We start from the raw sequence: 20,583 nt of genomic DNA on the forward strand, positions 1-20,583 counted from the left end.
CGGATCACTCGATTTCCGAGATATCCAGTCCGGTAAGGTGATTTGCATGGCTCGCGAAGGCCTGGATCAGCGGCATGGGGTCGATCTCCGCGTCGGGGTTCAGCCAGGATCGTTCGGCAAGGATGCCGTCGCTCGGAAGGTTCTCGTCCGCGATCTGGCCCATGTCCCAGTCGGGAAAGAACCGCTCGTCGATCGTGCCTTCGGCGAGGATCACGAAATCCCTGTGGCGCCGGTCCTTGCTGATGCGGGTGGCCATGCGCATCAGCGGCACGCGCGGGCCTTCGAGATATTGAAGGAAGTGGTTCCGGTCCACATGCAGAAAGCCCGTCAACCCGTTGCCGGGGTTGTTTCGAAGGCTTTGGCTGAGGATGCCAATGACGGTGTCGCCGTCGAGCGTTCTGTGCGCAGAGCTTCGGTAGAGCAGGAAGAACAGATCCTGGGCCATGCGCGCGACCTCAAGCTGCGGGGCTTGGGGAGGATAGCCTGTTTGTCTTAAAGATTGGTAAAGGATGACCGGCGGGGCGGGCGCCATGCGCCCGGCTTGCCGTGGGCGCGCGGGCTGTTAGTCTGGCGCGGACGGCGCCTTGCGGGGTGCTTTTCCGCGCAAGGACAGCCATGTTCCAGAGTTTCGACAGCCCCACCCGCCCCGAGGATGGCCCGCCGCGCCTGGCCCACCTGCGCGAGGAGATGGCGCGCGCCGGGCTGGCCGGGTTCCTGGTGCCGCGCGCCGATGCGCATCAGGGCGAGTATGTCGCCCCGCGGGACGACCGGCTGGCCTGGCTGACCGGGTTCACCGGGTCGGCCGGGTTCGCCTGCGTGTTGATGGACCGGGCGGGGGTTTTCGTCGACGGGCGCTATCGGGTCCAGGTCAAGGCGCAGGTTGATCCGGACCATTTCACGCCGGTGAACTGGCCCGAAACGAAACTGGCCGACTGGCTGCGCGAGCACCTGCCGCAGGGCGGCGTCCTGGGGATCGACCCCTGGCTGCATACGCCCGAACAGGTGGAGAAGCTGACCGAGGCGTTGCAGGACAGCCGGATTTCGCTGCGCGAGGTCGAGAACCTGGTCGACCGGATCTGGTCCGACCAGCCCGGCCCCCCGCAGGGAACCATTGCCACCTATCCCGAGACGCTGGCGGGCGCGACCCATGGTGAAAAGCGCGCGCGCCTTGCCGAGGTTCTGCGCAAGGCCGGGCAGACGGCGGCGGTGCTGACCCTGCCCGACTCGATCGCATGGCTGTTGAACGTGCGCGGGTCGGACATTCCCCGCAACCCGGTACCGCACGCCTTCGCGGTGCTGCACGACGACGCGCGCGTGACCCTTTTCGCCGACCCGGCCAAGGTGTCGGACGCCCTGCGCAGCCATCTTGGCCCCGATGTCACCCAGCGCCCCGCCGCCGCCTTTGGCCCGGGGCTGCGCAGCCTTGTCGGGCCGGTGCGGCTTGACCCCGCCAGCGCGCCGCTCTGGGCGCTGCGCCAGTTGGAAGAGGCGGGGATCGAGGTTGCCCGGGACGACGATCCCTGCATCCTGCCCAAGGCGCGCAAGACCGGGGCCGAGCTTGCGGGTGCCCGCGCCGCGCATCTGCGCGATGCTGCCGCGATGGTGGAATTCCTCGCCTGGCTCGACGCCGAGGCACCGGCAGGCGAGTTGACCGAGATCGACGTGGTCAAGCGGCTGGAGGGGTTCCGGCGCGCCACGGGCTGCCTGCGCGACATCAGTTTCGACACCATCGCCGGGGCGGGGCCGCATGGCGCGATCGTGCATTACCGGGTCACCGAGGGCACGAACCGGCGGGTGAGACCGGGCGAACTTTTGCTGGTCGATTCCGGCGGCCAGTATCTCGACGGCACGACCGACATCACCCGCACATTGTCCGTGGGTCCGGTGCCCGACGAGGCCCGCGCGCCCTTTACCCGCGTGCTGAAGGGCATGATCGCGATCAGCCGGGCACGCTTTCCCAAGGGGGTCGCGGGGCGTGACCTGGATGCGCTGGCGCGCTATCCGCTGTGGCTGGCCGGTCAGGACTATGACCATGGCACCGGTCACGGGGTCGGCGCCTATCTTTCGGTCCACGAGGGGCCGCAGCGCCTCTCACGGCTGTCGGCCGTGCCGCTGGAGCACGGCATGATCCTGTCGAACGAGCCCGGCTATTACCGCGAGGGTGCGTTCGGCATCCGTATCGAGAACCTGATCGCGGTGCAGCCCGCCCCGCCGGTCGAGGGAGGCGACGACCGCGAGATGCTGGGCTTCGAGACGCTGACATGGGTGCCGATCGACCGCCGCCTGATCCTGCCCGGGCTGCTGACCGACGGGGAACGCATCTGGCTGAACGCCTATCACGCACGCGTTGCCGACCTTGTCGGCCCCGAGGTGTCGCAGCCCGCGCGGGACTGGCTGACGCAGGCGACCGCGCCGGTCTGATCCTGTGGCTGTCTGGACTTTCCCTGCCGGATCATGTCTCTGGGGATCGGCGCGCAGCGCCAAGGGGTTTGCGAGGGGAGTGATGCGATGGCCGACCATATCGGGATTCACAAGGCAGCGGGCGCCTGGGTGGTCCGGGCCGGGGGCGCCGTGATCGCCGAAAGCCGCAATGCGCTGGAACTGGTCGAGGGCGATCTCGCCCCGGTGATCTATTTCCCGCGCGAGGATGTGGCGATGGCCTTTCTGGAGCGGACCGACAGCCACACCACCTGCCCGCACAAGGGCGATGCGCGCTATTTCACGCTGCATGCGAAAAGCTATGACATCCCCGACGCGGCATGGTCCTACGAGACTCCGCGCCCCGGGATGGAGCGGATCGCAGGGCACCTGGCCTTCTGCAGCGACAGGGTGACGGTCGAGCAGCTCTGAGCCCCGGGGGCCGCCCGGTCCGTGACAGGCTGTCGCGCCGCGCTATCCTCTGACCCGAGGAGGTGCCCGCCCATGATCCGCCCTTGCCTGACCGCGCTTGCCGTCCTGGCCGCACTTCCCGCGGCCGCGCAGGACCGCCGCCCAAGCCATTGCATCGCCATCGCCGAGGCCGACCCGGCGATGTCCTACGTCCAGCTTGCCGCCTATGGCGCGCCCTTGCCCGACGACTACACCGTCAGGATCAACTATGTCGATCACGCCACCTTCGTGATCGAGACCGCGGGCGGGCTGCGGGTGGCGACGGATTACACCGGGTTTCTCGGTACCGCCGATCTGATCCCCGACGTGGTGACGATGAACAACGCCCATCAGACCCATTTCACGTCCTTTCCGGACCCCGCGATCCCGCATGTGCTGGAGGGCTGGGCCAGGGACGGGGTGGCGGCGGACCACTACCTTGACCTTGGCGAAATCCTGATCCGCAACGTGCCGACCGACGTGCGGGGATTTGACCGGGCGACGGTGCGCGAGAATGGCAACTCGATCTTCGTGTTCGAGGTGGGCGGGCTTTGCATCGGCCATCTGGGGCACCTGCACCACGAGCCCGACGAGATGCAATATGCCTCGCTCGGCCGGCTTGACGTGGTGATGGCCCCGGTCGACGGAGGGCTGACGCTGGATCTGCCGACGATGATCCGCGTGCTGGGGCGGTTGCGCAGTTCGGTCGTGATCCCGATGCACTGGTTTGGCGAGTATTCGCTGGACCGTTTCCTCGCCGGCATTTCCGAAGAGTTCGAGGTCCAGCGCCCGGGGGCGGGCCATCTGGAGGTATCGCTGCGCACGCTTCCCGACCGGCCCACCGTCATCGTTCTGGAACCCAGCCTGCTGCGCGACCCCGAGTGACTTGCGCGCGCGAGGGCCGCATGCTTCACCGGGGGGTGAAAGGACCGCCCATGCTGACCCCCGTGACCGAGGCCTTCGCGGCAGACCTGCGCGCGCGCCTGCCCGAGGCCTGTTTCCGCGAGTTGACCCCCGCCTATCTTGAGGAACCTCGCGGCCGCTACCGCGGGCAGGGCGGGCTGCTGCTGGCGCCCGGCGCCGCCGAGGAGGTGGCCGAGATCGTGCGCGCCTGCGCCGCGGCGCGGGTGGGGATCGTGCCCTATGGCGGCGGCACGGGGCTGGTGGGCGGGCAGGTGATGGCCGAGGGCCCCGCGCCGGTCATCCTGACGCTGGAACGGATGCGGGCGATCCGTGCGGTCCATCCCGCCGAGAACGTCCTGATCGCCGAGGCGGGCGCGATCCTGGCCGAGGTGCAGGCGGCCGCCGGGGCGGCGGGGCGGCTGTTCCCGCTGTCGCTGGCCTCGGAAGGCTCGGCCCGGATCGGGGGCGTGCTGGCGACCAACGCGGGCGGGGTCAACGTGCTGCGCTATGGCAATGCGCGCGACCTCTGCCTCGGGATCGAGGCGGTGCTGCCGGACGGGTCGGTGCTGCACGGGCTGAAGCGGCTGCGGAAGGACAACACCGGCTACGATTTGCGCCACCTGCTGATCGGGGCCGAGGGGACGCTGGGGGTGATCACGGCGGCCGCGCTGCGGCTGGCGCCGATCCCGGCGCGAACGGGCGCGGCGCTGATGGCGGTGGAGGGCCCGCAGGCGGCGCTGGAGCTGCTGGCGCTGGCGCAGGGGCGGATCGGCGAAGGGGTCTCGGCGTTCGAGCTGATGCACCGGCAGGGCTTCGATTTCCTGGCCGAGACCATGCCGGAGGTGCGCCTGCCCTGGGCCCGGGCGCCCGAGTGGTGCGTGCTGATCGACCTGGGCCTGGGGGCGGGGCAGGATCCGGCCCTGACGCTGGAGGGGCTGTTCGCCGAGGCGGCCGAGGCGGGGCTGGTCTCGGACGGGCTTATCGCGCAGTCCGAAGGCCAGCGGGCTGCCTTCTGGTCCGTGCGCGAAAGCCTGCCGCTGGCCAATCGCCGGATCGGTGCGATCTCGTCGCACGACATCTCGGTGCCGCTGTCGGCGATCCCCGAGTTCATCGCGCGGGCCGGCCCGGCGCTGGCCCGGATCGGGCAGTTCCGGATCAACTGCTTCGGTCATGTGGGCGACGGCAACCTGCACTACAACGTCTTCCCCCTGCCCGGCGAGACCCGCGCCGACCACGAGGGCCGGCGCGTCGCGATCAAGGCTTGCGTGCATGACCTGGTGGATGCGCTGGGCGGGTCGGTCAGTGCCGAGCACGGGGTGGGGCGGCTCAAGGTCGATGACCTGGAACGCTATGGCGATCCGGCCAAGCTGGCGGCGATGCGGGCGATCAAGGCGGCATTGGACCCCGCGGGGATCATGAACCCGGGCGTCATCCTGCGCGCGCCTGCCTGAGCGCGGCGCCCGGCCGCGGTGTCGGGCCGTGAGTATTTGGACCAAGAAGAAGCAGAGGGGGGCGGATAAGCCCGCTCAATGCCCCGAGAATTCGCACAGCGCGTGCACCTCGATCCCCATCGCCTCGAGCCGACGGCGGCCGCCCAGATCGGGCAGGTCAACGACGAAGACGCATCCTATCACCTGCGCGCCCAGCCGTTCGCACAGCTTGATCCCGGCCTCGGCGGTGCCGCCGGTGGCCAGCAGGTCGTCGACGATCAGCACCTTTTCACCGGCCGACAGCGCGTCGTCATGGATCTCGACCACCGCCGAGCCGTATTCCAGCTGGTATTCCTCGGCGATTGTGGCCGCCGGCAGCTTGCCCTTCTTGCGGACCGGCACGAAGCCCTTGGACAACTGGTGCGCGATCGCGCCGCCCAGGATGAAGCCCCGCGCCTCGAGACCGACGACCTTGTCGATCTGCGTCCCCGCATAGGGGTGCAGCATCTGGTCGATCGCCATGCGAAAGCCGCGCGGGTCGGCGAACAGCGTGGTCACGTCGCGAAACAGGATCCCTTCGTGGGGGAAGTCGACGATCGTGCGGATGTAGTCCTTGACGGAGTTGCTTGGCGGCATCGCGGGGGCCCTTTCCGGTCTGTCGTGACCGGTTTGGCCGATGGAGGCCGCGCGCGCAAGGGGCCCCTGTGCCGCGCGCGGTATGTCGCGGTCAGCGGCGCGAGTTGAAGAAGTATCTGTAATACCTGTCGGAAATCCAGTTCAGATGCGGTTTCCGCCAGTCCATCCGATCGCGCATCAACAGCGCCTGTGCCGATTGCAGCATCATTTTTCCCATTCCCTTCGCTTTTTGGTCTTGCCGCAGGATCATGCCCTGCGGTTAATATACTGTGTATATACATCGCATAGGCAAACTTTGCAACAGCGGGGGCCCGCCATGGGCAAGAAGGGCGGAAAGAAGGACAGCCAGCTTGTTCTCAGGCTCGACAAGGCCGAGCGGGATGCCTTCGTCGAGCTTTGCAAGGAACTGGACACAAGCGCCGCGCGCGAGATCCGCGCCTTTATCCGGCGCTTCACGGAAGAGCATGAAAAGGCGCAGGGCAAGGGGGAATAGCGGCGCATGCCGCCTGTCCCCGCCGGCCGCCTCAGCGGTTCAGGACGCGCCCCGCAACCGCGTCGAGTTTCGCCACCAGCGCCGGGTCGCGTTTCTCGGGCGCCGTGATCATGGCGTATTCCAGCGCTGTGTCGCAGCCCTTTTCGCAGGGCTTGTGGGCGCCAAGCAGGCCGGGCAGCCGGGTGACCATGGCGCGGGCCTTTTCGGCATTGCCCATCAGCGTCTTGACGATGTCGGCCACCTCGACCGCGTCGTGGTCGGGGTGCCAGCAATCGTAGTCGGTGACCATGGCGATCGAGGCATAGCAAAGCTCGGCCTCGCGGGCCAGTTTCGCCTCGGGCATGTTGGTCATGCCGATCACGTCGCAGCCCCAGTTCTCGCGGTAGAGTTTCGATTCCGCCAGCGTCGAGAATTGCGGGCCTTCCATCGCCAGATAGGTGCCGCCCTGGTGGATGGTGATGCCCTCGTCGCGGGAGGCCTGAAGGCAATGGGCCGACAGGCGCCCGCAAGTCGGGTGGGCGACGCTGACATGCGCCACGCAGCCCTGGCCGAAAAAGCTCTTCTCGCGCGCGAAGGTGCGGTCGATGAACTGGTCCACCACCACGAAATCGCCCGGCGCCAGTTCCTCGCGGAACGACCCGCAGGCCGAAACCGACACCACGTCGGTCGCGCCCAGCCGTTTCAGCGCGTCGATATTGGCGCGGTAGGGCACGGTCGAGGGCGAATGGACATGGCCGCGGCCGTGGCGCGGCAGGAAGGCCATCTTCACGCCGTCGAGCGTGCCGGTCAGGATCTCGTCGGACGGTTTACCCCATGGGCTGTCCACCGCCTGCCAGCGCGCATCCTCCAGCCCCTCGATGTCATAGACGCCCGAGCCGCCGATCACTGCGATCATCCGTTCCATGGTCCGTCCCTCTTTCCGGTTTCGTGAGTCGGCCCCTTTTAGGGGGCGGGCGGCCTGTCGGAAAGGCTTTGCTTGGCCGCAGGCGCGGGGGCTATTCGCCGGGGCGTTTCAGTTCGAACACCTCGCGGATCACCGCGTAGTCGCGATAGCCCATCCGCGCGAGCGGCTGGAACCGGGTCACGTCGAAGCGCCCGTCCACGAGGCAATCGTCGCGCAGGTGGATGCCGGTGACCTCGCCGAAGACGGCGAAATTGGCCTCGCCGGGCAGGTGCACGATCTGCGTGAGCCGACATTCGAGATTGGCGGGCGCGGCGGCCACACGGGCGCAGGCGATGGTCTGGCACGCGGCTTTCGCGATGCGGGCATGGGCGAACTCGTCCACCTCGCGCGGCCATGAACCAGAGGTCAGGTTCATCGCGTCCTTCATCGCGGCCTCGACGATGTTGACGCAGAAGACGCCGGTGTCGCGGATGTTGGCCACGCTGTCCTTGGTGCCGTCGCGGTCGGGCTTGGCCGAGGTCGAGGCGAACATCACCTGCGGCGGGACGTAGGCGACCGCGTTGAAGAAGGAATAGGGCGCGAGGTTGTCCGTCCCGTCCGTGCCGCGGGTGGAAATCCAGCCGATGGGGCGCGGCGTGACGATCGCGTTGAACGGGTTGTGGGGGAACGGGTGGCCGTCCTCGGGGCGATAGAACATGGCGGTCCTTTCACGCGTTTGCCCCCGTCATAGCCCCGTGCTAGGGGCGTTTCCAGCAGGAGGGAGGGACGCCTTTGTTCCGGGTGGCCGAGGAAACGGCAGAGGACTGGTGGGAGGTCGAGGCGCTTTACGACCTCTGTTTCGCGCCGGGGCGCTCGGCGCTGTCGTCCTATCGCCTGCGCGAGGGGGTGGACCCCGTGCCGGCGCTCTGCCTGACCGCGCGCGACGGCGACGGGATCCTGGCCGCCGCAATCCGCTACTGGCCGGTGCTGGTGGGCGATGCGCCCGCGCTGCTGCTGGGGCCAGTTGCGGTGCACCCGACCCGCCAAGGCGAGGGGCTGGGCGCGCTCTTGATCCGCGACTCGCTGGAGCGCGCGCGGCTGCTGGGCTTTGGCCGGGTGATGCTGGTGGGCGACGCGCCCTATTACGGGCGGTTCGGGTTCGAGAAACTCGAGGGCGTCGAGATGCCGCCGCCGACGAACCCCGACCGCGTGTTGGGGATCGCGCTGGTGCCCGGCGCCTGGGACGGGGTTGCAGGGCCGGTGACGCGGGCGGCCGAGGGCTGATGCGCAAGGGCCTCCGGGGCGGTCTGGGCGGCGCGGCCCGGCGCCCTATATCGAGCCACGACCAACGAGGGAGTCCGCCGCATGTTTTCCTTTCTCAGCCGCAAGACCGACATGGTCGCCGAGGCCGACGCCTGGCCCGGCCGCCCCGATCCGATCCCGACCGCCGAGACGCATTTCGTCTTCGGCCGCCCGCTCAAGGCGCCGGTGCCCGAGGGGATGGAGGAAGCGGTGTTCGGCATGGGCTGTTTCTGGGGCGTCGAGCGCAAGTTCTGGCAGTTGCCGGGCGTCTGGATGACGGCCGCCGGATACGCGGGCGGCTTCACGCCCAACCCGACCTACGAGGAGGTCTGCACCGGCCGCACCGGCCATACCGAGGTGGTGCGCGTGGTCCACGACCCGGCCGAGATCAGCTACGAGACGCTGCTGCGCACCTTCTGGGAGGGGCACGACCCGACGCAAGGCATGCGCCAGGGCAACGACCGCGGCACGCAGTACCGGTCGGCGATCTACACCTTCACCGCGGCGCAGGCCGCCGCCGCCGAGGCCAGCCGCGCCGCGTATCAGGAGCGTCTGCGCGCGGCGGGCCATGGCGCCATCACCACCGAGATCAGCGCCGCGCCACCGTTCTTTTATGCCGAGGGCTATCATCAGCAATACCTCGCCAAGAACCCCGGCGGCTATTGCGGGCTGGGCGGCACGGGGGTCAGTTGCCCGGTGGGCGTCGGCGCCTGAGCCGTCCGGGGCCATGGGCAGCCGCCTCCTGATCCTCGGCGCCGCGGGGTCGGGAACCTCGACGCTGGCGCGCGCGCTGGCGGATCGGCTGGCCTCGCAGGCCTTCGACGCCGACGATTTCCTGTGGGTGCCGAGTGACCCGCCTTTCCGCCAGACCCGCCCGCCCGCAGAGCGCCTGGCGCTGATGCAGGCGGTGTTCGCGCCGCGCTCGGACTGGGTGCTGGCGGGCGCGATCTGCGGCTGGGGCGACGCGCTGATCCCGCGGCTGACACATGTGCTGTTCCTCAGCGCGCCCACCGAGACCCGGATCATCCGCCTGCGCCGCCGCGAACGCCAGCGCCACGGGGCGGCTATCGCCCCGGGCGGGGCACGGGCGCAGGAATTCCGGGCGTTTCTCGACTATGCCTCGGCCTATGACGATCCCGCCTTTGCCGGGCGCTGCCGTCAGCAGCACGAGGCCTGGCTTGCCGGGCTCGCCTGCCCGGTGATCCGGCTTGACGGCGCCGATCCGCCCGCCTTGCTGGCAGACCGGGCGATTGCGGCGCTTGACCCTGCGCCGCCGTGCGCCTAGGCGCTGGGGCGGATGACCGCAGGAGACCCGCCCATGCCCACCTTCACCGCTCTGACCACCCTTTCCGGCAAGGACCAGGCCGAGGCGCTGGGCGAGGCGATGGAGGATCTCGACCCCGAACCCACCGGCGTGGGCGTGTTCGAGATCGAGGACGGCTCGGGCCTGTGGGAGGTCGGCGGCTATTTCACCGAGGCGCCCGATGCGGCGGGGCTGGCGCTGCTGGCCGCGATGCACGGGGCGCGCGACTTCGCGGTTTCGGAACTGCCCGAGACCGACTGGGTCGCCAAGGTGAAACGCGAGCTGTCGCCGGTCGAGGCGGGGCGGTTCTTCGTCTATGGCAGCCATGATGCCGACCGCGTGCCCGAGGGCCGGATCGCGCTGCTGATCGAGGCCGCGATGGCCTTCGGCACCGGCCACCACGGCACGACGCAGGGCTGCCTGCGGGCCCTTGACCGGCTGGCCGGCGCGGGTGTCATGCCGCGCACGGTCGCCGATATCGGCTGCGGGACGGCCGTGCTGGCGATGGCGGCGGCGCATCTGTGGGACGTGCCGGTGCTGGCCTCGGACATCGACCCGGTCGCCGTCGAGGTGGCCGGCGAGAACGTCGCCGCGAATGGCCTGACGGGCCGGGTGCGCTGCCTCGAGGCCGCGGGGTTCGAGCATCCCGAACTCGAGGCCGCGGCACCCTTCGGTCTGGTCTTCGCGAACATCCTCAAGGCGCCGCTTCTGGCGCTGGCCCCCGACATGGCGTGGCGAATCGCACCCGGGGGATACGCGATCCTGTCGGGGCTGCTGAACGAACAGGGCGCCGAGGTCGAGGCCTGCTACGCGGAAAACGGGTTCATTGTCCACAGTCGCGAGGCAATTGGCGACTGGACCACCCTTTGTCTTTGCAAAACAATCGCCTAAGCCACATTTTTGCCCAGTTTTCATCCCATTGTCGTCACAGTGGGGTGTCTGGGACCAGGGCGATGTACGATCCGCAATACGAGGAATTTCGCGGCCGCCTCGACCGGCTGGAGCGCATGCACCGGAAGGGCTACGGTTTCGAGGCACCGGGCACGCTTGGACGATCATATTCGAGGCGCCGCCTGCCAGGCCGGATTCCGCTGTGGCGGTCGCTGGGCACGATCGCGCTGGCCGTGGTCGTGGTCAAGGCGCTGATCCTCGCCCAGGTCGGGCAGATCAACTATACTCAGCGTCTCGAACGGGCCGCGGGCGACTCGGTGGTGCAGCAGGTGTCGATCTACATCATGCAGATCGATCCCATCACCGAATGGATGGCGGGCGAAATTCGCAGGCTGGCCGGCCTTCCCGGCTGAGGCGACACCGTTCCGCTACAACGCAAACGCCCCGGCCGTGTCTCCCGGCCGGGGCGTTTTCCTCTTCCGTGAGTGGCGAGGGCCTGCCCGGTTTTGCGCCGCGAAATGCCGGCCTGCGTCGGGCGGGTGGGGGTCAGCGGGTGATCCGGTCGATATCGCTGCGGGTAAGGCCGATATCATCCAGTTCGCGATCGCTCAGGCGCGACAGGGCGTTTCGTGTCACGCGGGTATCGTTCCAGGCGGCCAGGCGCCCCAGCACATCGGCGACAAGCCGGTGCATGAGGCCTGTGGCGGGCCGGGTGCCAGGATGCGGGCGGGTGTCGTTGTAAACAGCCATCTTGCGTCGTCCTCATGTGGCCACGCAGCGGATCTGCATTGGCCCGGGTCATCCGCAGCTAAATATGGCCGACGTCGCGCACAAGGCGGAAAAACCGCATGGGTATCATGCAGCAAGCGCATGGCAAGAGGCGGCGCTAACAGTCTGTTTCAAAATGAAAAATACGCCCGGTAAAATGTCGCTTCCGGTTGATGGAGTGACGGTTTCGAGCGTCTTTCCAATCGCTCGGGCCATCTGCCGGGACCGGCTCTTGACGGGTGGCCGGGCGAATGTCGCTGGCCGATGTTCGCTTTTCGTGCTAGTGCGTCCGAAAACACACAAAAGAACGGGGTGCGCATGCGTGTTCTCGGGGTGGATCCCGGCCTTCGCAGCACCGGTTGGGGCGTGATCGAGCAGGTGAACGGGCGACTCACCCATGTCGCCAACGGGATATGCTGTTCGGGCGCGGGCACGTTGGCCGACCGCCTGCTTTCTCTGCATGACCAGCTGGTCGAGATCGTCGCCCGCCATGCGCCCGAGGCCGCGGCGGTCGAGCAGACCTTCGTCAACCGCGACGGGGCCGGGACGCTCAAGCTTGGCCAGGCCCGCGGAATTGCCGTGCTCGTGCCCGCACGTGCGGGGATCGCGGTCGGGGAATATGCGCCCAACGCGGTGAAAAAGGCGGTGGTCGGCGTTGGCCATGCCGACAAGCGGCAGGTCGACCACATGGTGCGCCTGCAATTCCCCGGTATCGAGATCGCGGGGGCCGACGCGGCCGACGCGCTGGCGATCGCGCTTTGCCATGCCTATCACCTGTCCGCAGGCAGCCGTCTGGCCGCGGCGCTGGCGAAGGCGGGCGCATGATCGGGCGGATTGCCGGGCGGCTGATCCATCGCGGCCCCGACCATGTGATGATCGACGTGGGGGGGGTGGGCTACATCGTGCAGGTCTCGGACCGGACGCTGGCCGGTCTGCCCGGCCCGGGCGAGGCGGTGGCGCTTTATACCGACCTGCTGGTGCGCGAGGATCTGTTGCAGCTTTACGGGTTTCCCACGCTGCTGGAACGCGAATGGCACCGGCTGCTGATGGGCGTGCAGGGGATCGGCGCCAAGGCGTCGATGGCGATCCTGGGCACGCTGGGGCCCGAGGGCGTCGGGCGCGCCATCGCTCTGGGCGACTGGACGGCGATCAAGGCCGCGCCCGGCGTGGGGCCCAAGATTGCCCAGCGGGTCGTCAATGAACTCAAGGGAAAGGCGCCGGGGGTCATGGCGTTGGGCGGCACGCTGTCGGCGGTGGCCGGTGAAGCCGCCGCAAGCGGCGGCGTGATCGAGACCCTTGCGCCCATGCGTCCCGCGTCGTCCGCTTCCGCGCAGGCCGAAGCCCTGTCCGCGCTGGGCAACCTGGGCTATTCTCCATCCGAGGCCGCGCGCGCCGTGGCCGAGGCCGCCGGGGACGCCCCCGGTGCCGATACGCCCGCGCTGATCCGCGCCGCCCTGAAACTCCTGGCCCCCAAAGGCTAGCGCATGCCTGTGTTTTTCAATGACCTTTTGAGGTTGGCTGGACTTGATCCGAGCGATGTGTCGGTCATCCTGCACACCACCAACCTTCGCCCTCTGCGCAGGATGCTTCAATACCTCGCCGCTGAACGGCGCGATCTTTTCGATGCGTATCAGGCGGTTCATTCCGACCAGGCAACCTCGACACTTCGGGGGCGAGAGTTGGTTGCCACGTTTTTGCCGTTCGAAGAGGGTCGACTGCTTTTTGAAGGAGTTTATGGGATTGCCGCCGCCGAAGAACGGCCAACTGCGGAAATCTATGCGAACCCGGCCTATCGAGAACTCGAGGAAGTGTTCGGTGCCACCGATACGGGGCCGGATCGGAATGTCGCTCTTCGAGACAGGCAGGTTCATTTCACGCTGGAACCGCGCGATGAGCTTGCAGACCTTCGGGGAAGGATTGTCATCCCGGTGCCAGTTGGGCGAACGTATGTGCGCATAGCAACTCGGCTGGAAGCGCACGTACTGACCATTCTGGAGACGCCTGCCTTCGTTCCTCCTCCGCCAGCGTGGGACGAGTTTGTCATCGCCGGTGGTTTGATGCGTAGCCTTCCGCGGGACTGGTCGGAACGGTTACGTCAATGGCGCGGGGTTTATCTTATCGTAGATGAAACGGACGGCGCGCGGTATGTCGGGTCTGCCTATGGGGCGGATAACCTTTTGGGCAGGTGGAGCGACCATGTGCGGGGGGAACGCGGGGTCACCGTCGAGCTCGCTGCCCGCGATCCAGCGAATTTCCGGTTTTCCATTCTGCAATTGGTTTCACCGACGGAAACGGCGGAAAGTGTGATAGCGCTAGAAAACAATTGGAAACTCCGGCTGCACACGCGCGATCATGGTTTGAATCAGCGATGACCGACCCCGACCCGACCCTTCGCCCCGAGCCGCGCCCCGAGGATGCCGACCGGGCGATGCGTCCCGAGACGCTGGACGATTTTGTCGGCCAGGCCGAGGCGCGCGCCAACCTGCGGGTCTTCCTGCAAAGCGCCCGACAGCGCGGCGAGGCGATGGATCACGCGCTGTTTCACGGCCCGCCCGGGCTGGGCAAGACCACGCTCGCGCAGATCGTCGCCCGCGAACTGGGCGTGAATTTCCGGATGACCTCGGGCCCGGTACTGGCCAAGGCAGGCGATCTGGCTGCGATCCTGACCAACCTGGACAAGCGCGACGTTCTTTTCATCGACGAGATCCACAGGCTGAACCCGGCTGTCGAAGAGGTGCTTTACCCCGCGCTCGAGGATTTCGAACTGGATCTCGTGATCGGCGAGGGGCCGGCCGCGCGCACCGTCCGGATCGAGTTGCAGCCCTTCACGCTGGTCGGGGCGACCACGCGGCTGGGCCTGCTGACCACGCCGCTGCGGGACCGCTTTGGAATTCCCGTGCGGCTGCAATTCTACACGGTTGCGGAACTGGAACTGATCGTGGCCCGGGGCGCGCGTCTGATGGGGGTGCCCGCCGATGCCGACGGGCTGCGCGAGATCGCGCGGCGCGCCCGCGGTACGCCGCGGATCGCCGGGCGGCTGTTGCGCCGGGTGGTCGATTTCGCGCTGGTCGAGGGCGACGGGCGGATCACCCTGTCCGTGGCCGATCATGCGCTGACGCGGATGGAGGTGGACCACCTCGGCCTGGACGGGGCGGACCGGCGCTATCTGCGGCTGATCGCCGAGAACTATGCGGGCGGTCCGGTGGGGATCGAGACGCTCTCTGCCGCGCTGTCGGAATCCCGTGATGCCCTGGAAGAGGTGATCGAGCCTTTCCTGCTGCAACAGGGGCTGATCCAGCGCACCCCCCGCGGCCGGATGCTGGCGCCCAGGGCATGGACGCATCTTGGCCTTGCCGCGCCCCGCCCCCCCGGCCAGACCGACCTGTTCGAAGGAGCCTGACATGCGCCTTGCCGTCATTCTTGCCCTCGCCCTCGCCGCCCAGCCTGCACTGGCCCAGCCCGTCACGCTGGGTGAATATCCGGCGATCCAGACGCGCTTTGGCCTGGTTTCGGTCGGCCCGATCTCGGAATGGGAAAACGGTGTCTTCTTCGAAGGCATGACCGAACCGCTGGCGGCGGATCGCTGGGTCACGCTCAGGGGCGCCTTCGCGCGGGGCGACGAGGCGCATGACTGGGTGGTGATCGAGACCAACCATGGCGGCAACATGTGCCCGCTGTCGTTCAGGCTTTTCAAGGTGTCGCAAGGACGGGTCGACCGCAGCGACCCGTTCGGCGAGTGCCTCGGGCCGGTGCGCGAGGTGCGGCTCGAGGCGGGCCGGATCGAGATGGATATCGACGATCCCGACATCCAGGTCGACATTCGCCGCTTTGCCTATGACGGCGTCGCGCTGGCCGAGACCGCGATCGCGCCAGACCCCTCTCGGGCCGGTCCCGCCGGCGCCGGTCAGGACGTCACCCGATGGCTTGCCGAGCACGCGTCCGCAATCTTCAATGACCCCTCGGAACAGGCCCGCTTCGGCACGATCATGTCGCTGCCCGAGTTCGAGGAATTGCGCCGCCGCGTCAATGTCGGCGGTAATCCCGAGCGCCGCGGCGACTGGGTCTTCGGCGCGGGCTGCATGGCGCACCAGTGCAACGCGGTCGCGGGCATCTGGGGGCTACGGATCTCGGATGGCGCGCCGGCCGCGGTCTTCCTCGACGCGGGCCAGCCACCGCGCTTCTTCGGGCACCCGGACGTGCTGTCCGATCCTTCCGTCGCTGCCTTTGCCGCGGAAAGGGCGTTGCCATGAGCCCGGAGGCGGTCGAGGCGTTGTTCACCCGGGGCGACGGAGCCTATCTGTTTGCCCGCTGGGGCCGTCCGATCGCGCCTGTGGTTTTTGGCGTGGCCGACGAGACGCTGGCCACCCTCAAGGGCGCCTGCGAGGCTGTGGTGGCGCTTGCCGGACACCGGATGGCCGAGACCGACCCCGAGCTTGGTGCGAACCTGATGGTTTTCTTCTTCCGCGACTGGGCCGAGCTGCCGCAGGTGCCGAATCTGGCCCGGCTGGTGCCCGACCTGGGGCCGCTGGTCACCCGTCTTGCAGCGGCGGGGGCCAGCCAGTACCGATTCTTCCGCTTCGACCAAGCGGGCGGAATCAAGGCATCCTTCGTGTTCGTGCGGATGGACGACGCGCTTGCGCAACTGCCCGCCGAGGCGATCGCGCTGAACCAGGTGGTGCAGACGATCCTGCTGTGGTCCGACACGGCGTTCAGGGATCAGAGCCCGCTGGCGCGGACACCAAATGGCACGCTCGTGTTGCGTCCCGAGATCGCGGACGTGATCCGCGCGGCCTATGACCCGGTGCTGCCGGTGACGGCGCGCGATCCGGCCCACGCCTTGCGGCTGGCGGCACGGGCGGCGCGGCCGCAATGACCCACCGCTTCCCCGTCCGTGTCTATTACGAAGACACCGACCTTGCCGGCATCGTCTACTATGCCAACTACCTGAAATTCATAGAACGCGCCCGCAGCGAATGGGTGCGGGGGCTGGGGGTGGACCAGGTGCGGCTGAAGGCCGACCACGGCATCGTCTTCGCTGTCCGCCGGGTCGAGGCGGACTACCTGACCCCCGCCCGGTTCGATGACCTGCTGACCGTCGAGACCGCGCTGGCCGACCTGACGCCCGCGCGGCTGATCCTTGACCAGGCCGTGCTGCGGGGCGAGAGCGTTCTTTTCACCGCCCGCGTCACCCTCGTCGCGCTGGCCGCAAGTGGCCGGCCGACCCGGCTGCCGGCAGAGTTCCGCCAATCGCTGGCACGGGGATGAGCGGGGCCCCGCGTTGACACGGTTGTGTTGGCAATCCCCCTAAAAACCGCGTAGAATCGCGTGTAACGAAGGCCGAGACAAACACGGCCCCCAACGACGAGCAGGCATAATGGAAACCGAAACCCTGGCGATGGCGCAGGAGATTGACTTCTCCTTGCTGGCCCTCTTCGCGCGCGCGACCTTCACGGTGAAGATCGTGATGCTTCTGCTGATCCTGGCCTCGTTCTGGTCCTGGGCGATCATCATCCAGAAGTCGATCAACCTGCGCCGTGCCCGCGCCGAGGCGCTGGGCTTCGACGAGGCGTTCTGGTCGGGCGAGCCGCTGGACGAGTTGTTCGACAAGATCGGTCCCGACCCGCAGGCCGCGCCCGAGAAGATCTTTGCCGCGGGCATGATGGAATGGCGGCGCAGTCACCGGCAGGATGGCGGGCTGATCGCAGGCGCCGCGGCGCGGATCGACCGGTCGATGGACGTGGCCATCGCCAAGCAGGCCGAGGCGCTGAACAGCGGGCTCTCGTTCCTGGCGACCGTGGGCTCGACCGCGCCCTTCGTGGGGCTGTTCGGCACGGTCTGGGGCATCAAGCACGCCTTCGAACAGATCGCACTGCAGCAGAACACCAACCTTGCGGTCGTGGCGCCGGGCATCGCCGAGGCGCTGCTTGCCACTGCGCTGGGCCTGTTGGCGGCGATTCCGGCGGTGGTATTCTACAACAAGCTGTCGGCCGACAGCGACCGGATCGTGGGTGGCTACGAATCCTTCGCCGACGAATTCTCGACCATCCTCTCGCGCCAGCTGGACGCCTAGGCCATGGGCGCCACCCTCACCCCCCGCCAGAATTCGGGCGGCAAGCGCGTGCGGCGCCACCGCCGCCACCCGCCCGCAATGTCCGAGATCAACGTCACCCCCTTCGTCGACGTGATGCTGGTGCTGCTGATCATCTTCATGGTGGCGGCGCCCATGCTGACCGTGGGCGTGCCGGTGGAGCTGCCCAAGACGGCGGCCGATGCGTTGCCCGCGGCGCAGGAGGAACCGCTGGCGGTGACGCTGACCGCTGACGGGCGGCTCTTGCTGCAGGAAGCCGAGGTCGAGGCCGCGGCGCTGATCCCCAAGCTGCGCGCGGTGGCGGCGGAACGGCAGGACGACAAGGTCTATCTGCGCGCGGACGGGTCGATCACCTACGAACGGGTCGTGCAGGTCATGGGGGCGCTCAACGCCGCGGGTTTCCGCGACATCGGGCTGGTGACCGATACCGACGGGCCGCGCATGGACGGGTCGGGCGAATAGGGCAGGGCCATGAACACCGGCACCTATATCTCGGGGGCGGCGCACCTCTTGCTGATCGCATGGGTGCTGTTCGGCGGCCTGTTCTGGGTGCCGAAGCCGCGGCCGATGGAGGTGACGGACGTGACGATCCTGTCGGGCGAGGAGTTCGCGGCCCTGACCGCCCCGGCTGCGGCCCCGGTGCCGCCCGCGCAGCAGGTCGAGGCGCCCGAGGCCCCGGCGGTAACGCGCTCGCCCCGGCCGGCGCCTGCGCCGGAACGCCGCCCCGAACGCCCCGATCCGCCTGCGCCGCAGGAGACGTCCGAACCGGACGAGGCCCCGGACACCAGCGGCATCCAGCCCCCGCCCGAGGCCGAGGTGACCGAAACGCTGCCGCCGCTTGTCGCGCCGCCGCCCGTGACACCTGATGCCCCCGAGGCACCGGTCGTGGATACCGCCCCGCCGCGCCCTGCGCCCCGCGTCGCACCCGAGGCCGCGCCCGCCCCGCCCGAGGACGTGGCGATCGCCGAACAGCCCAGTCAGGCGATCCGCCCCGACGCGGCGGCGCCGACGCCCCCGCCCGAGGAAGTCGAGGAAACCGCTCCCGAAGAGGCGACGACCGAGATCGTCACCGAGGCCGAGGAACGTCCAGAGACCGGGCTGGCCATGGCCGCTTCGCCGCGCCCTCGCGCGCGTCCGGCCCGGCCCGGGCGCCCGTCTGTGACCGAACCTGCGACACAGCCCGCGCCCGCGCCCGAGACTGCCGCCGCGCCCGAACCCGCCCCGGCCGAGGATGCGCTGGCCGACGCGGTTGCCGGGGCCGTGGCCGATGCCCTTGCCGACAGCCCCGCCGAGCCGCCGCGCCCGGGCACGGGCACCGCCCGCACCGGCCCGCCGATGACCGCGGGCGAACGCGACGCGCTGCGGGTTTCGGTGGCGGCCTGCTGGAACGTGGGCTCGCTCTCGACCGAGGCGATGCGCACCAGCGTCGTGGTGGGCGTCGACATGGCCGAGAGCGGCAGGCCCGTGGTCGACTCGATCCGCCTGATCTCGTGGGAGGGCGGGTCCGAGGCCGCGGCGCGCCAGACCTACGAATCCGCACGCCGCGCGATCGTGCGATGTGGCGCCTCGGGCTTTCCGCTGCCGGTCGAGAAATACGACCAGTGGCGCGAGATCGAGATGACATTCAATCCCGAGAACATGAGGATCCGATAGATGCTGCGCATTCTGACCCTGGCCCTTGCGATGGCGCTGGGCACGCTCCCGGCGCTGGCCCAGACCGGACCACTCCGTATCGAGATCGACGAGGGCGTGATCGAGCCCTTGCCCTTTGCCATCCCCGATTTCGTGGCCGAGAACGCCGCAGCGGCGGACTACGCGCAGAACATCGCCCGCGTCGTGGCCTCGGATCTGGCCGGCACGGGGCTTTTCCGCGAGATCCCGGCCGAGGCGCATCTGGCAACCGTCACCAGCTTTGACAGCCCGGTGCAGTATTCCGACTGGAAGGCGATCAACGCCCAGGCGCTGATCACCGGCGCGGTGTCGGTCGACGGCAACGGCCGGCTCAACGTCAAGTTCCGCCTGCTCGACGTGTATTCCGAGGCGCCGCTGGGCGACGGGTTGCAGTTCGGCGGCCCGGCGGGCAGCTGGCGGCGCGTCGCGCACAAGGTGGCCGACCAGGTCTATGCCCGGATCACCGGCGAAGGTGGCTATTTCGACAGCCGACTGGTCTTCGTGTCGGAGGCCGGCCCCAAAAACGCCCGGCAGAAGCGGCTGGCGATCATGGATTACGACGGGGCGAACGCGCAGTTCCTGACGGATGCCTCGTCGATCGTGCTGGCGCCGCGCTTTTCGCCCACTGGTGACCGGGTGCTTTACACCAGCTACGAGACGGGATTCCCGCGCATCTACCTGCTGGACGTGGCGACCGCCGCGCGGCGCGCGCTGGATGAACAGCCCGGCACCATGACCTTCGCGCCGCGCTTTGCGCCCGACGGGCGGCGGGTGGTGTTCTCGCTGTCCCAGGGCGGCAATACCGACCTGTTCGAACTTGACCTTGCCAGCGGGCGGCGCACGCGGCTGACCTCGGCTCCGTCGATCGAGACCGCGCCGAGCTTTTCGCCCGACGGCAGCCAGATCGTGTTCGAAAGCGACCGCTCGGGCACGCCGCAGCTTTACATCATGGCCGCCAACGGTGGCGAGGCGCAGCGGATTTCCTTCGGGCAGGGCCGCTATGGCACGCCCGTCTGGTCGCCGCGCGGCGACTACATCGCGTTCACCAAGCAAAGCCAGGGCCGGTTCCATATCGGCGTGATGCGCACCGACGGGTCCGAGGAACGCCTGCTGACCGCGTCGTTCCTGGACGAGGGCCCGACCTGGTCGCCGAACGGCCGGGTCATCATGTTCACGCGCGAGACCTCGGGGGCGCAGGGGGCGCCTGCGCTCTATTCCGTCGACATCACCGGGCGGAACCTGCGCCGCGTGCCCTTTGACGGCTCGGCCTCGGACCCGGCCTGGTCGCCGCTTCTGCCCTGAGACCCCACGTTTTCAAACCCGGAACCGGCTGATAGGATGTCCGCA

At 68.6% G+C, this 20,583-nt stretch carries 26 protein-coding genes; 21 read left to right on the forward strand and 5 right to left on the reverse strand.

The genetic code is table 11. The annotated features are described in order from the left end of the window. Positions 1 to 4: 4 nt before the first annotated feature. Positions 5 to 445, reverse strand: a complete 441-nt coding sequence (locus EV655_RS05050; RefSeq protein WP_165905270.1) for a BLUF domain-containing protein — start codon at positions 443 to 445, stop codon at positions 5 to 7. A gap of 170 nt (positions 446 to 615) precedes the next feature. On the opposite strand from EV655_RS05050, the gene EV655_RS05055 reads away from it, so the two are divergent. From EV655_RS05055 to EV655_RS05070, 4 genes are all read left to right on the forward strand, one after another. Next, on the forward strand, positions 616 to 2,421 hold the full coding sequence (locus tag EV655_RS05055; RefSeq protein ID WP_132542478.1) for an aminopeptidase P family protein: 1,806 nt from the start codon (positions 616 to 618) through the stop codon (positions 2,419 to 2,421). 87 nt (positions 2,422 to 2,508) lie between these two features. Beyond that, positions 2,509 to 2,850, forward strand: coding sequence for a DUF427 domain-containing protein (locus EV655_RS05060; protein ID WP_132542479.1), 342 nt, complete (start codon positions 2,509 to 2,511; stop codon positions 2,848 to 2,850). Between the two features lie 72 nt (positions 2,851 to 2,922). Next, a complete protein-coding gene (locus EV655_RS05065) occupies positions 2,923 to 3,753 on the forward strand; it encodes an MBL fold metallo-hydrolase (protein WP_132542481.1) in 831 nt (276 codons plus the stop codon). Between the two features lie 50 nt (positions 3,754 to 3,803). Further along, positions 3,804 to 5,222, forward strand: a complete 1,419-nt coding sequence (locus EV655_RS05070; RefSeq protein WP_132542483.1) for an FAD-binding oxidoreductase — start codon at positions 3,804 to 3,806, stop codon at positions 5,220 to 5,222. 75 nt (positions 5,223 to 5,297) lie between these two features. On the opposite strand, the gene EV655_RS05075 is transcribed toward EV655_RS05070, so the two are convergent. After that, positions 5,298 to 5,837, reverse strand: coding sequence for an adenine phosphoribosyltransferase (locus tag EV655_RS05075; protein WP_132542485.1), 540 nt, complete (start codon positions 5,835 to 5,837; stop codon positions 5,298 to 5,300). A 316-nt stretch (positions 5,838 to 6,153) separates the two neighbouring features. Between EV655_RS05075 and EV655_RS18570 the strand changes: the two genes are divergently transcribed. Next, on the forward strand, positions 6,154 to 6,330 hold the full coding sequence (locus EV655_RS18570; RefSeq protein ID WP_165905271.1) for a hypothetical protein: 177 nt from the start codon (positions 6,154 to 6,156) through the stop codon (positions 6,328 to 6,330). 31 nt (positions 6,331 to 6,361) lie between these two features. On the opposite strand, the gene EV655_RS05080 is transcribed toward EV655_RS18570, so the two are convergent. Together EV655_RS05080 and EV655_RS05085 are read right to left on the reverse strand one after the other, a co-directional pair. Then, positions 6,362 to 7,234, reverse strand: coding sequence for an S-methyl-5'-thioadenosine phosphorylase (locus EV655_RS05080; RefSeq protein ID WP_132542487.1), 873 nt, complete (start codon positions 7,232 to 7,234; stop codon positions 6,362 to 6,364). A 91-nt stretch (positions 7,235 to 7,325) separates the two neighbouring features. After that, positions 7,326 to 7,931 carry a flavin reductase family protein gene (locus EV655_RS05085; protein WP_132542489.1) on the reverse strand — a complete coding sequence of 202 codons (606 nt, stop codon included), beginning with the start codon at positions 7,929 to 7,931 and terminating at the stop codon, positions 7,326 to 7,328. A 74-nt stretch (positions 7,932 to 8,005) separates the two neighbouring features. Between EV655_RS05085 and EV655_RS05090 the strand changes: the two genes are divergently transcribed. The 5 genes from EV655_RS05090 (at position 8,006) to EV655_RS05110 (ending at position 11,122) form a co-directional block, all read left to right on the forward strand. Further along, positions 8,006 to 8,497, forward strand: a complete 492-nt coding sequence (locus EV655_RS05090; protein ID WP_132542491.1) for a GNAT family N-acetyltransferase — start codon at positions 8,006 to 8,008, stop codon at positions 8,495 to 8,497. 81 nt (positions 8,498 to 8,578) lie between these two features. Continuing rightward, the gene (gene msrA, locus EV655_RS05095; protein ID WP_132542493.1) at positions 8,579 to 9,229 is read left to right on the forward strand and encodes a peptide-methionine (S)-S-oxide reductase MsrA; all 651 of its coding nucleotides are present in this window, start codon (positions 8,579 to 8,581) and stop codon (positions 9,227 to 9,229) included. Between the two features lie 13 nt (positions 9,230 to 9,242). Continuing rightward, a complete protein-coding gene (locus tag EV655_RS05100) occupies positions 9,243 to 9,800 on the forward strand; it encodes an AAA family ATPase (protein ID WP_132542495.1) in 558 nt (185 codons plus the stop codon). Positions 9,801 to 9,833: 33 nt separating this feature from the next. Then, positions 9,834 to 10,709, forward strand: a complete 876-nt coding sequence (locus tag EV655_RS05105) for a 50S ribosomal protein L11 methyltransferase (protein ID WP_132542496.1) — start codon at positions 9,834 to 9,836, stop codon at positions 10,707 to 10,709. A 44-nt stretch (positions 10,710 to 10,753) separates the two neighbouring features. After that, positions 10,754 to 11,122 carry a hypothetical protein gene (locus tag EV655_RS05110; RefSeq protein WP_132542498.1) on the forward strand — a complete coding sequence of 123 codons (369 nt, stop codon included), beginning with the start codon at positions 10,754 to 10,756 and terminating at the stop codon, positions 11,120 to 11,122. Between the two features lie 133 nt (positions 11,123 to 11,255). Here EV655_RS05110 and EV655_RS05115 read toward each other — a convergent pair whose 3' ends face one another. After that, positions 11,256 to 11,459, reverse strand: a complete 204-nt coding sequence (locus tag EV655_RS05115; RefSeq protein ID WP_132542500.1) for a DUF1127 domain-containing protein — start codon at positions 11,457 to 11,459, stop codon at positions 11,256 to 11,258. A gap of 336 nt (positions 11,460 to 11,795) precedes the next feature. Between EV655_RS05115 and ruvC the strand changes: the two genes are divergently transcribed. The 11 genes from ruvC (at position 11,796) to tolB (ending at position 20,538) form a co-directional block, all read left to right on the forward strand. Beyond that, positions 11,796 to 12,302, forward strand: coding sequence for a crossover junction endodeoxyribonuclease RuvC (gene ruvC, locus EV655_RS05120; RefSeq protein WP_132542502.1), 507 nt, complete (start codon positions 11,796 to 11,798; stop codon positions 12,300 to 12,302). Further along, complete coding sequence (gene ruvA / locus EV655_RS05125; protein ID WP_132542504.1) at positions 12,299 to 12,958, forward strand: Holliday junction branch migration protein RuvA; 660 nt, start codon at positions 12,299 to 12,301, stop codon at positions 12,956 to 12,958. The genes ruvC and ruvA overlap by 4 nt, the downstream gene beginning before the upstream one ends. Positions 12,959 to 12,991: 33 nt before the next feature. Then, complete coding sequence (locus tag EV655_RS05130) at positions 12,992 to 13,849, forward strand: GIY-YIG nuclease family protein (RefSeq protein WP_165905272.1); 858 nt, start codon at positions 12,992 to 12,994, stop codon at positions 13,847 to 13,849. Next, positions 13,846 to 14,877: a Holliday junction branch migration DNA helicase RuvB gene (ruvB, locus tag EV655_RS05135; RefSeq protein WP_132542508.1), complete on the forward strand. Its 1,032-nt coding sequence runs from the start codon at positions 13,846 to 13,848 to the stop codon at positions 14,875 to 14,877. The genes EV655_RS05130 and ruvB overlap by 4 nt, the downstream gene beginning before the upstream one ends. 1 nt (position 14,878) lies before the next feature. After that, on the forward strand, positions 14,879 to 15,727 hold the full coding sequence (locus EV655_RS18575) for a hypothetical protein (RefSeq protein ID WP_165905273.1): 849 nt from the start codon (positions 14,879 to 14,881) through the stop codon (positions 15,725 to 15,727). Next, positions 15,724 to 16,350 carry a hypothetical protein gene (locus EV655_RS05145; RefSeq protein ID WP_132542510.1) on the forward strand — a complete coding sequence of 209 codons (627 nt, stop codon included), beginning with the start codon at positions 15,724 to 15,726 and terminating at the stop codon, positions 16,348 to 16,350. Before EV655_RS18575 ends, EV655_RS05145 begins: the two co-directional genes overlap by 4 nt. Further along, entirely contained in the window at positions 16,347 to 16,742 is a 396-nt protein-coding gene (ybgC, locus tag EV655_RS05150) for a tol-pal system-associated acyl-CoA thioesterase (RefSeq protein ID WP_132542512.1), read from the forward strand. Before EV655_RS05145 ends, ybgC begins: the two co-directional genes overlap by 4 nt. A gap of 109 nt (positions 16,743 to 16,851) precedes the next feature. Continuing rightward, a complete protein-coding gene (gene tolQ / locus EV655_RS05155; RefSeq protein ID WP_132542514.1) occupies positions 16,852 to 17,547 on the forward strand; it encodes a protein TolQ in 696 nt (231 codons plus the stop codon). 3 nt (positions 17,548 to 17,550) lie between these two features. Further along, positions 17,551 to 18,027, forward strand: a complete 477-nt coding sequence (gene tolR, locus EV655_RS05160) for a protein TolR (protein ID WP_132542516.1) — start codon at positions 17,551 to 17,553, stop codon at positions 18,025 to 18,027. 9 nt (positions 18,028 to 18,036) lie between these two features. Continuing rightward, positions 18,037 to 19,218 carry an energy transducer TonB gene (locus EV655_RS05165; protein WP_132542518.1) on the forward strand — a complete coding sequence of 394 codons (1,182 nt, stop codon included), beginning with the start codon at positions 18,037 to 18,039 and terminating at the stop codon, positions 19,216 to 19,218. Further along, positions 19,219 to 20,538, forward strand: coding sequence for a Tol-Pal system beta propeller repeat protein TolB (tolB, locus tag EV655_RS05170; RefSeq protein WP_132542520.1), 1,320 nt, complete (start codon positions 19,219 to 19,221; stop codon positions 20,536 to 20,538). The last annotated feature ends 45 nt before the right edge of the window (positions 20,539 to 20,583 follow it).

The sequence above is a fragment of the Rhodovulum euryhalinum genome (assembly GCF_004342445.1).
Lineage (GTDB): Bacteria > Pseudomonadota > Alphaproteobacteria > Rhodobacterales > Rhodobacteraceae > Rhodovulum > Rhodovulum euryhalinum.

Coding starts and splice junctions, on each gene's coding strand:
- msrA (WP_132542493.1), top strand. CDS start 8,579: ATGTTTTCCTTTCTCAGCCGCAAGACCGACATGGTCGCCGAGGCCGAC.
- ruvC (WP_132542502.1), top strand. CDS start 11,796: ATGCGTGTTCTCGGGGTGGATCCCGGCCTTCGCAGCACCGGTTGGGGC.
- EV655_RS05055 (WP_132542478.1), top strand. CDS start 616: ATGTTCCAGAGTTTCGACAGCCCCACCCGCCCCGAGGATGGCCCGCCG.
- EV655_RS18570 (WP_165905271.1), top strand. CDS start 6,154: ATGGGCAAGAAGGGCGGAAAGAAGGACAGCCAGCTTGTTCTCAGGCTC.
- EV655_RS05115 (WP_132542500.1), bottom strand. CDS start 11,459: ATGGCTGTTTACAACGACACCCGCCCGCATCCTGGCACCCGGCCCGCC.
- EV655_RS05085 (WP_132542489.1), bottom strand. CDS start 7,931: ATGTTCTATCGCCCCGAGGACGGCCACCCGTTCCCCCACAACCCGTTC.
- EV655_RS05050 (WP_165905270.1), bottom strand. CDS start 445: ATGGCCCAGGATCTGTTCTTCCTGCTCTACCGAAGCTCTGCGCACAGA.
- EV655_RS05075 (WP_132542485.1), bottom strand. CDS start 5,837: ATGCCGCCAAGCAACTCCGTCAAGGACTACATCCGCACGATCGTCGAC.
- EV655_RS05145 (WP_132542510.1), top strand. CDS start 15,724: ATGAGCCCGGAGGCGGTCGAGGCGTTGTTCACCCGGGGCGACGGAGCC.
- tolR (WP_132542516.1), top strand. CDS start 17,551: ATGGGCGCCACCCTCACCCCCCGCCAGAATTCGGGCGGCAAGCGCGTG.
- EV655_RS05165 (WP_132542518.1), top strand. CDS start 18,037: ATGAACACCGGCACCTATATCTCGGGGGCGGCGCACCTCTTGCTGATC.
- EV655_RS05100 (WP_132542495.1), top strand. CDS start 9,243: ATGGGCAGCCGCCTCCTGATCCTCGGCGCCGCGGGGTCGGGAACCTCG.
- EV655_RS05070 (WP_132542483.1), top strand. CDS start 3,804: ATGCTGACCCCCGTGACCGAGGCCTTCGCGGCAGACCTGCGCGCGCGC.
- ruvB (WP_132542508.1), top strand. CDS start 13,846: ATGACCGACCCCGACCCGACCCTTCGCCCCGAGCCGCGCCCCGAGGAT.
- EV655_RS05080 (WP_132542487.1), bottom strand. CDS start 7,234: ATGGAACGGATGATCGCAGTGATCGGCGGCTCGGGCGTCTATGACATC.
- ruvA (WP_132542504.1), top strand. CDS start 12,299: ATGATCGGGCGGATTGCCGGGCGGCTGATCCATCGCGGCCCCGACCAT.
- tolB (WP_132542520.1), top strand. CDS start 19,219: ATGCTGCGCATTCTGACCCTGGCCCTTGCGATGGCGCTGGGCACGCTC.
- tolQ (WP_132542514.1), top strand. CDS start 16,852: ATGGAAACCGAAACCCTGGCGATGGCGCAGGAGATTGACTTCTCCTTG.
- EV655_RS18575 (WP_165905273.1), top strand. CDS start 14,879: ATGCGCCTTGCCGTCATTCTTGCCCTCGCCCTCGCCGCCCAGCCTGCA.
- ybgC (WP_132542512.1), top strand. CDS start 16,347: ATGACCCACCGCTTCCCCGTCCGTGTCTATTACGAAGACACCGACCTT.
- EV655_RS05065 (WP_132542481.1), top strand. CDS start 2,923: ATGATCCGCCCTTGCCTGACCGCGCTTGCCGTCCTGGCCGCACTTCCC.
- EV655_RS05060 (WP_132542479.1), top strand. CDS start 2,509: ATGGCCGACCATATCGGGATTCACAAGGCAGCGGGCGCCTGGGTGGTC.
- EV655_RS05105 (WP_132542496.1), top strand. CDS start 9,834: ATGCCCACCTTCACCGCTCTGACCACCCTTTCCGGCAAGGACCAGGCC.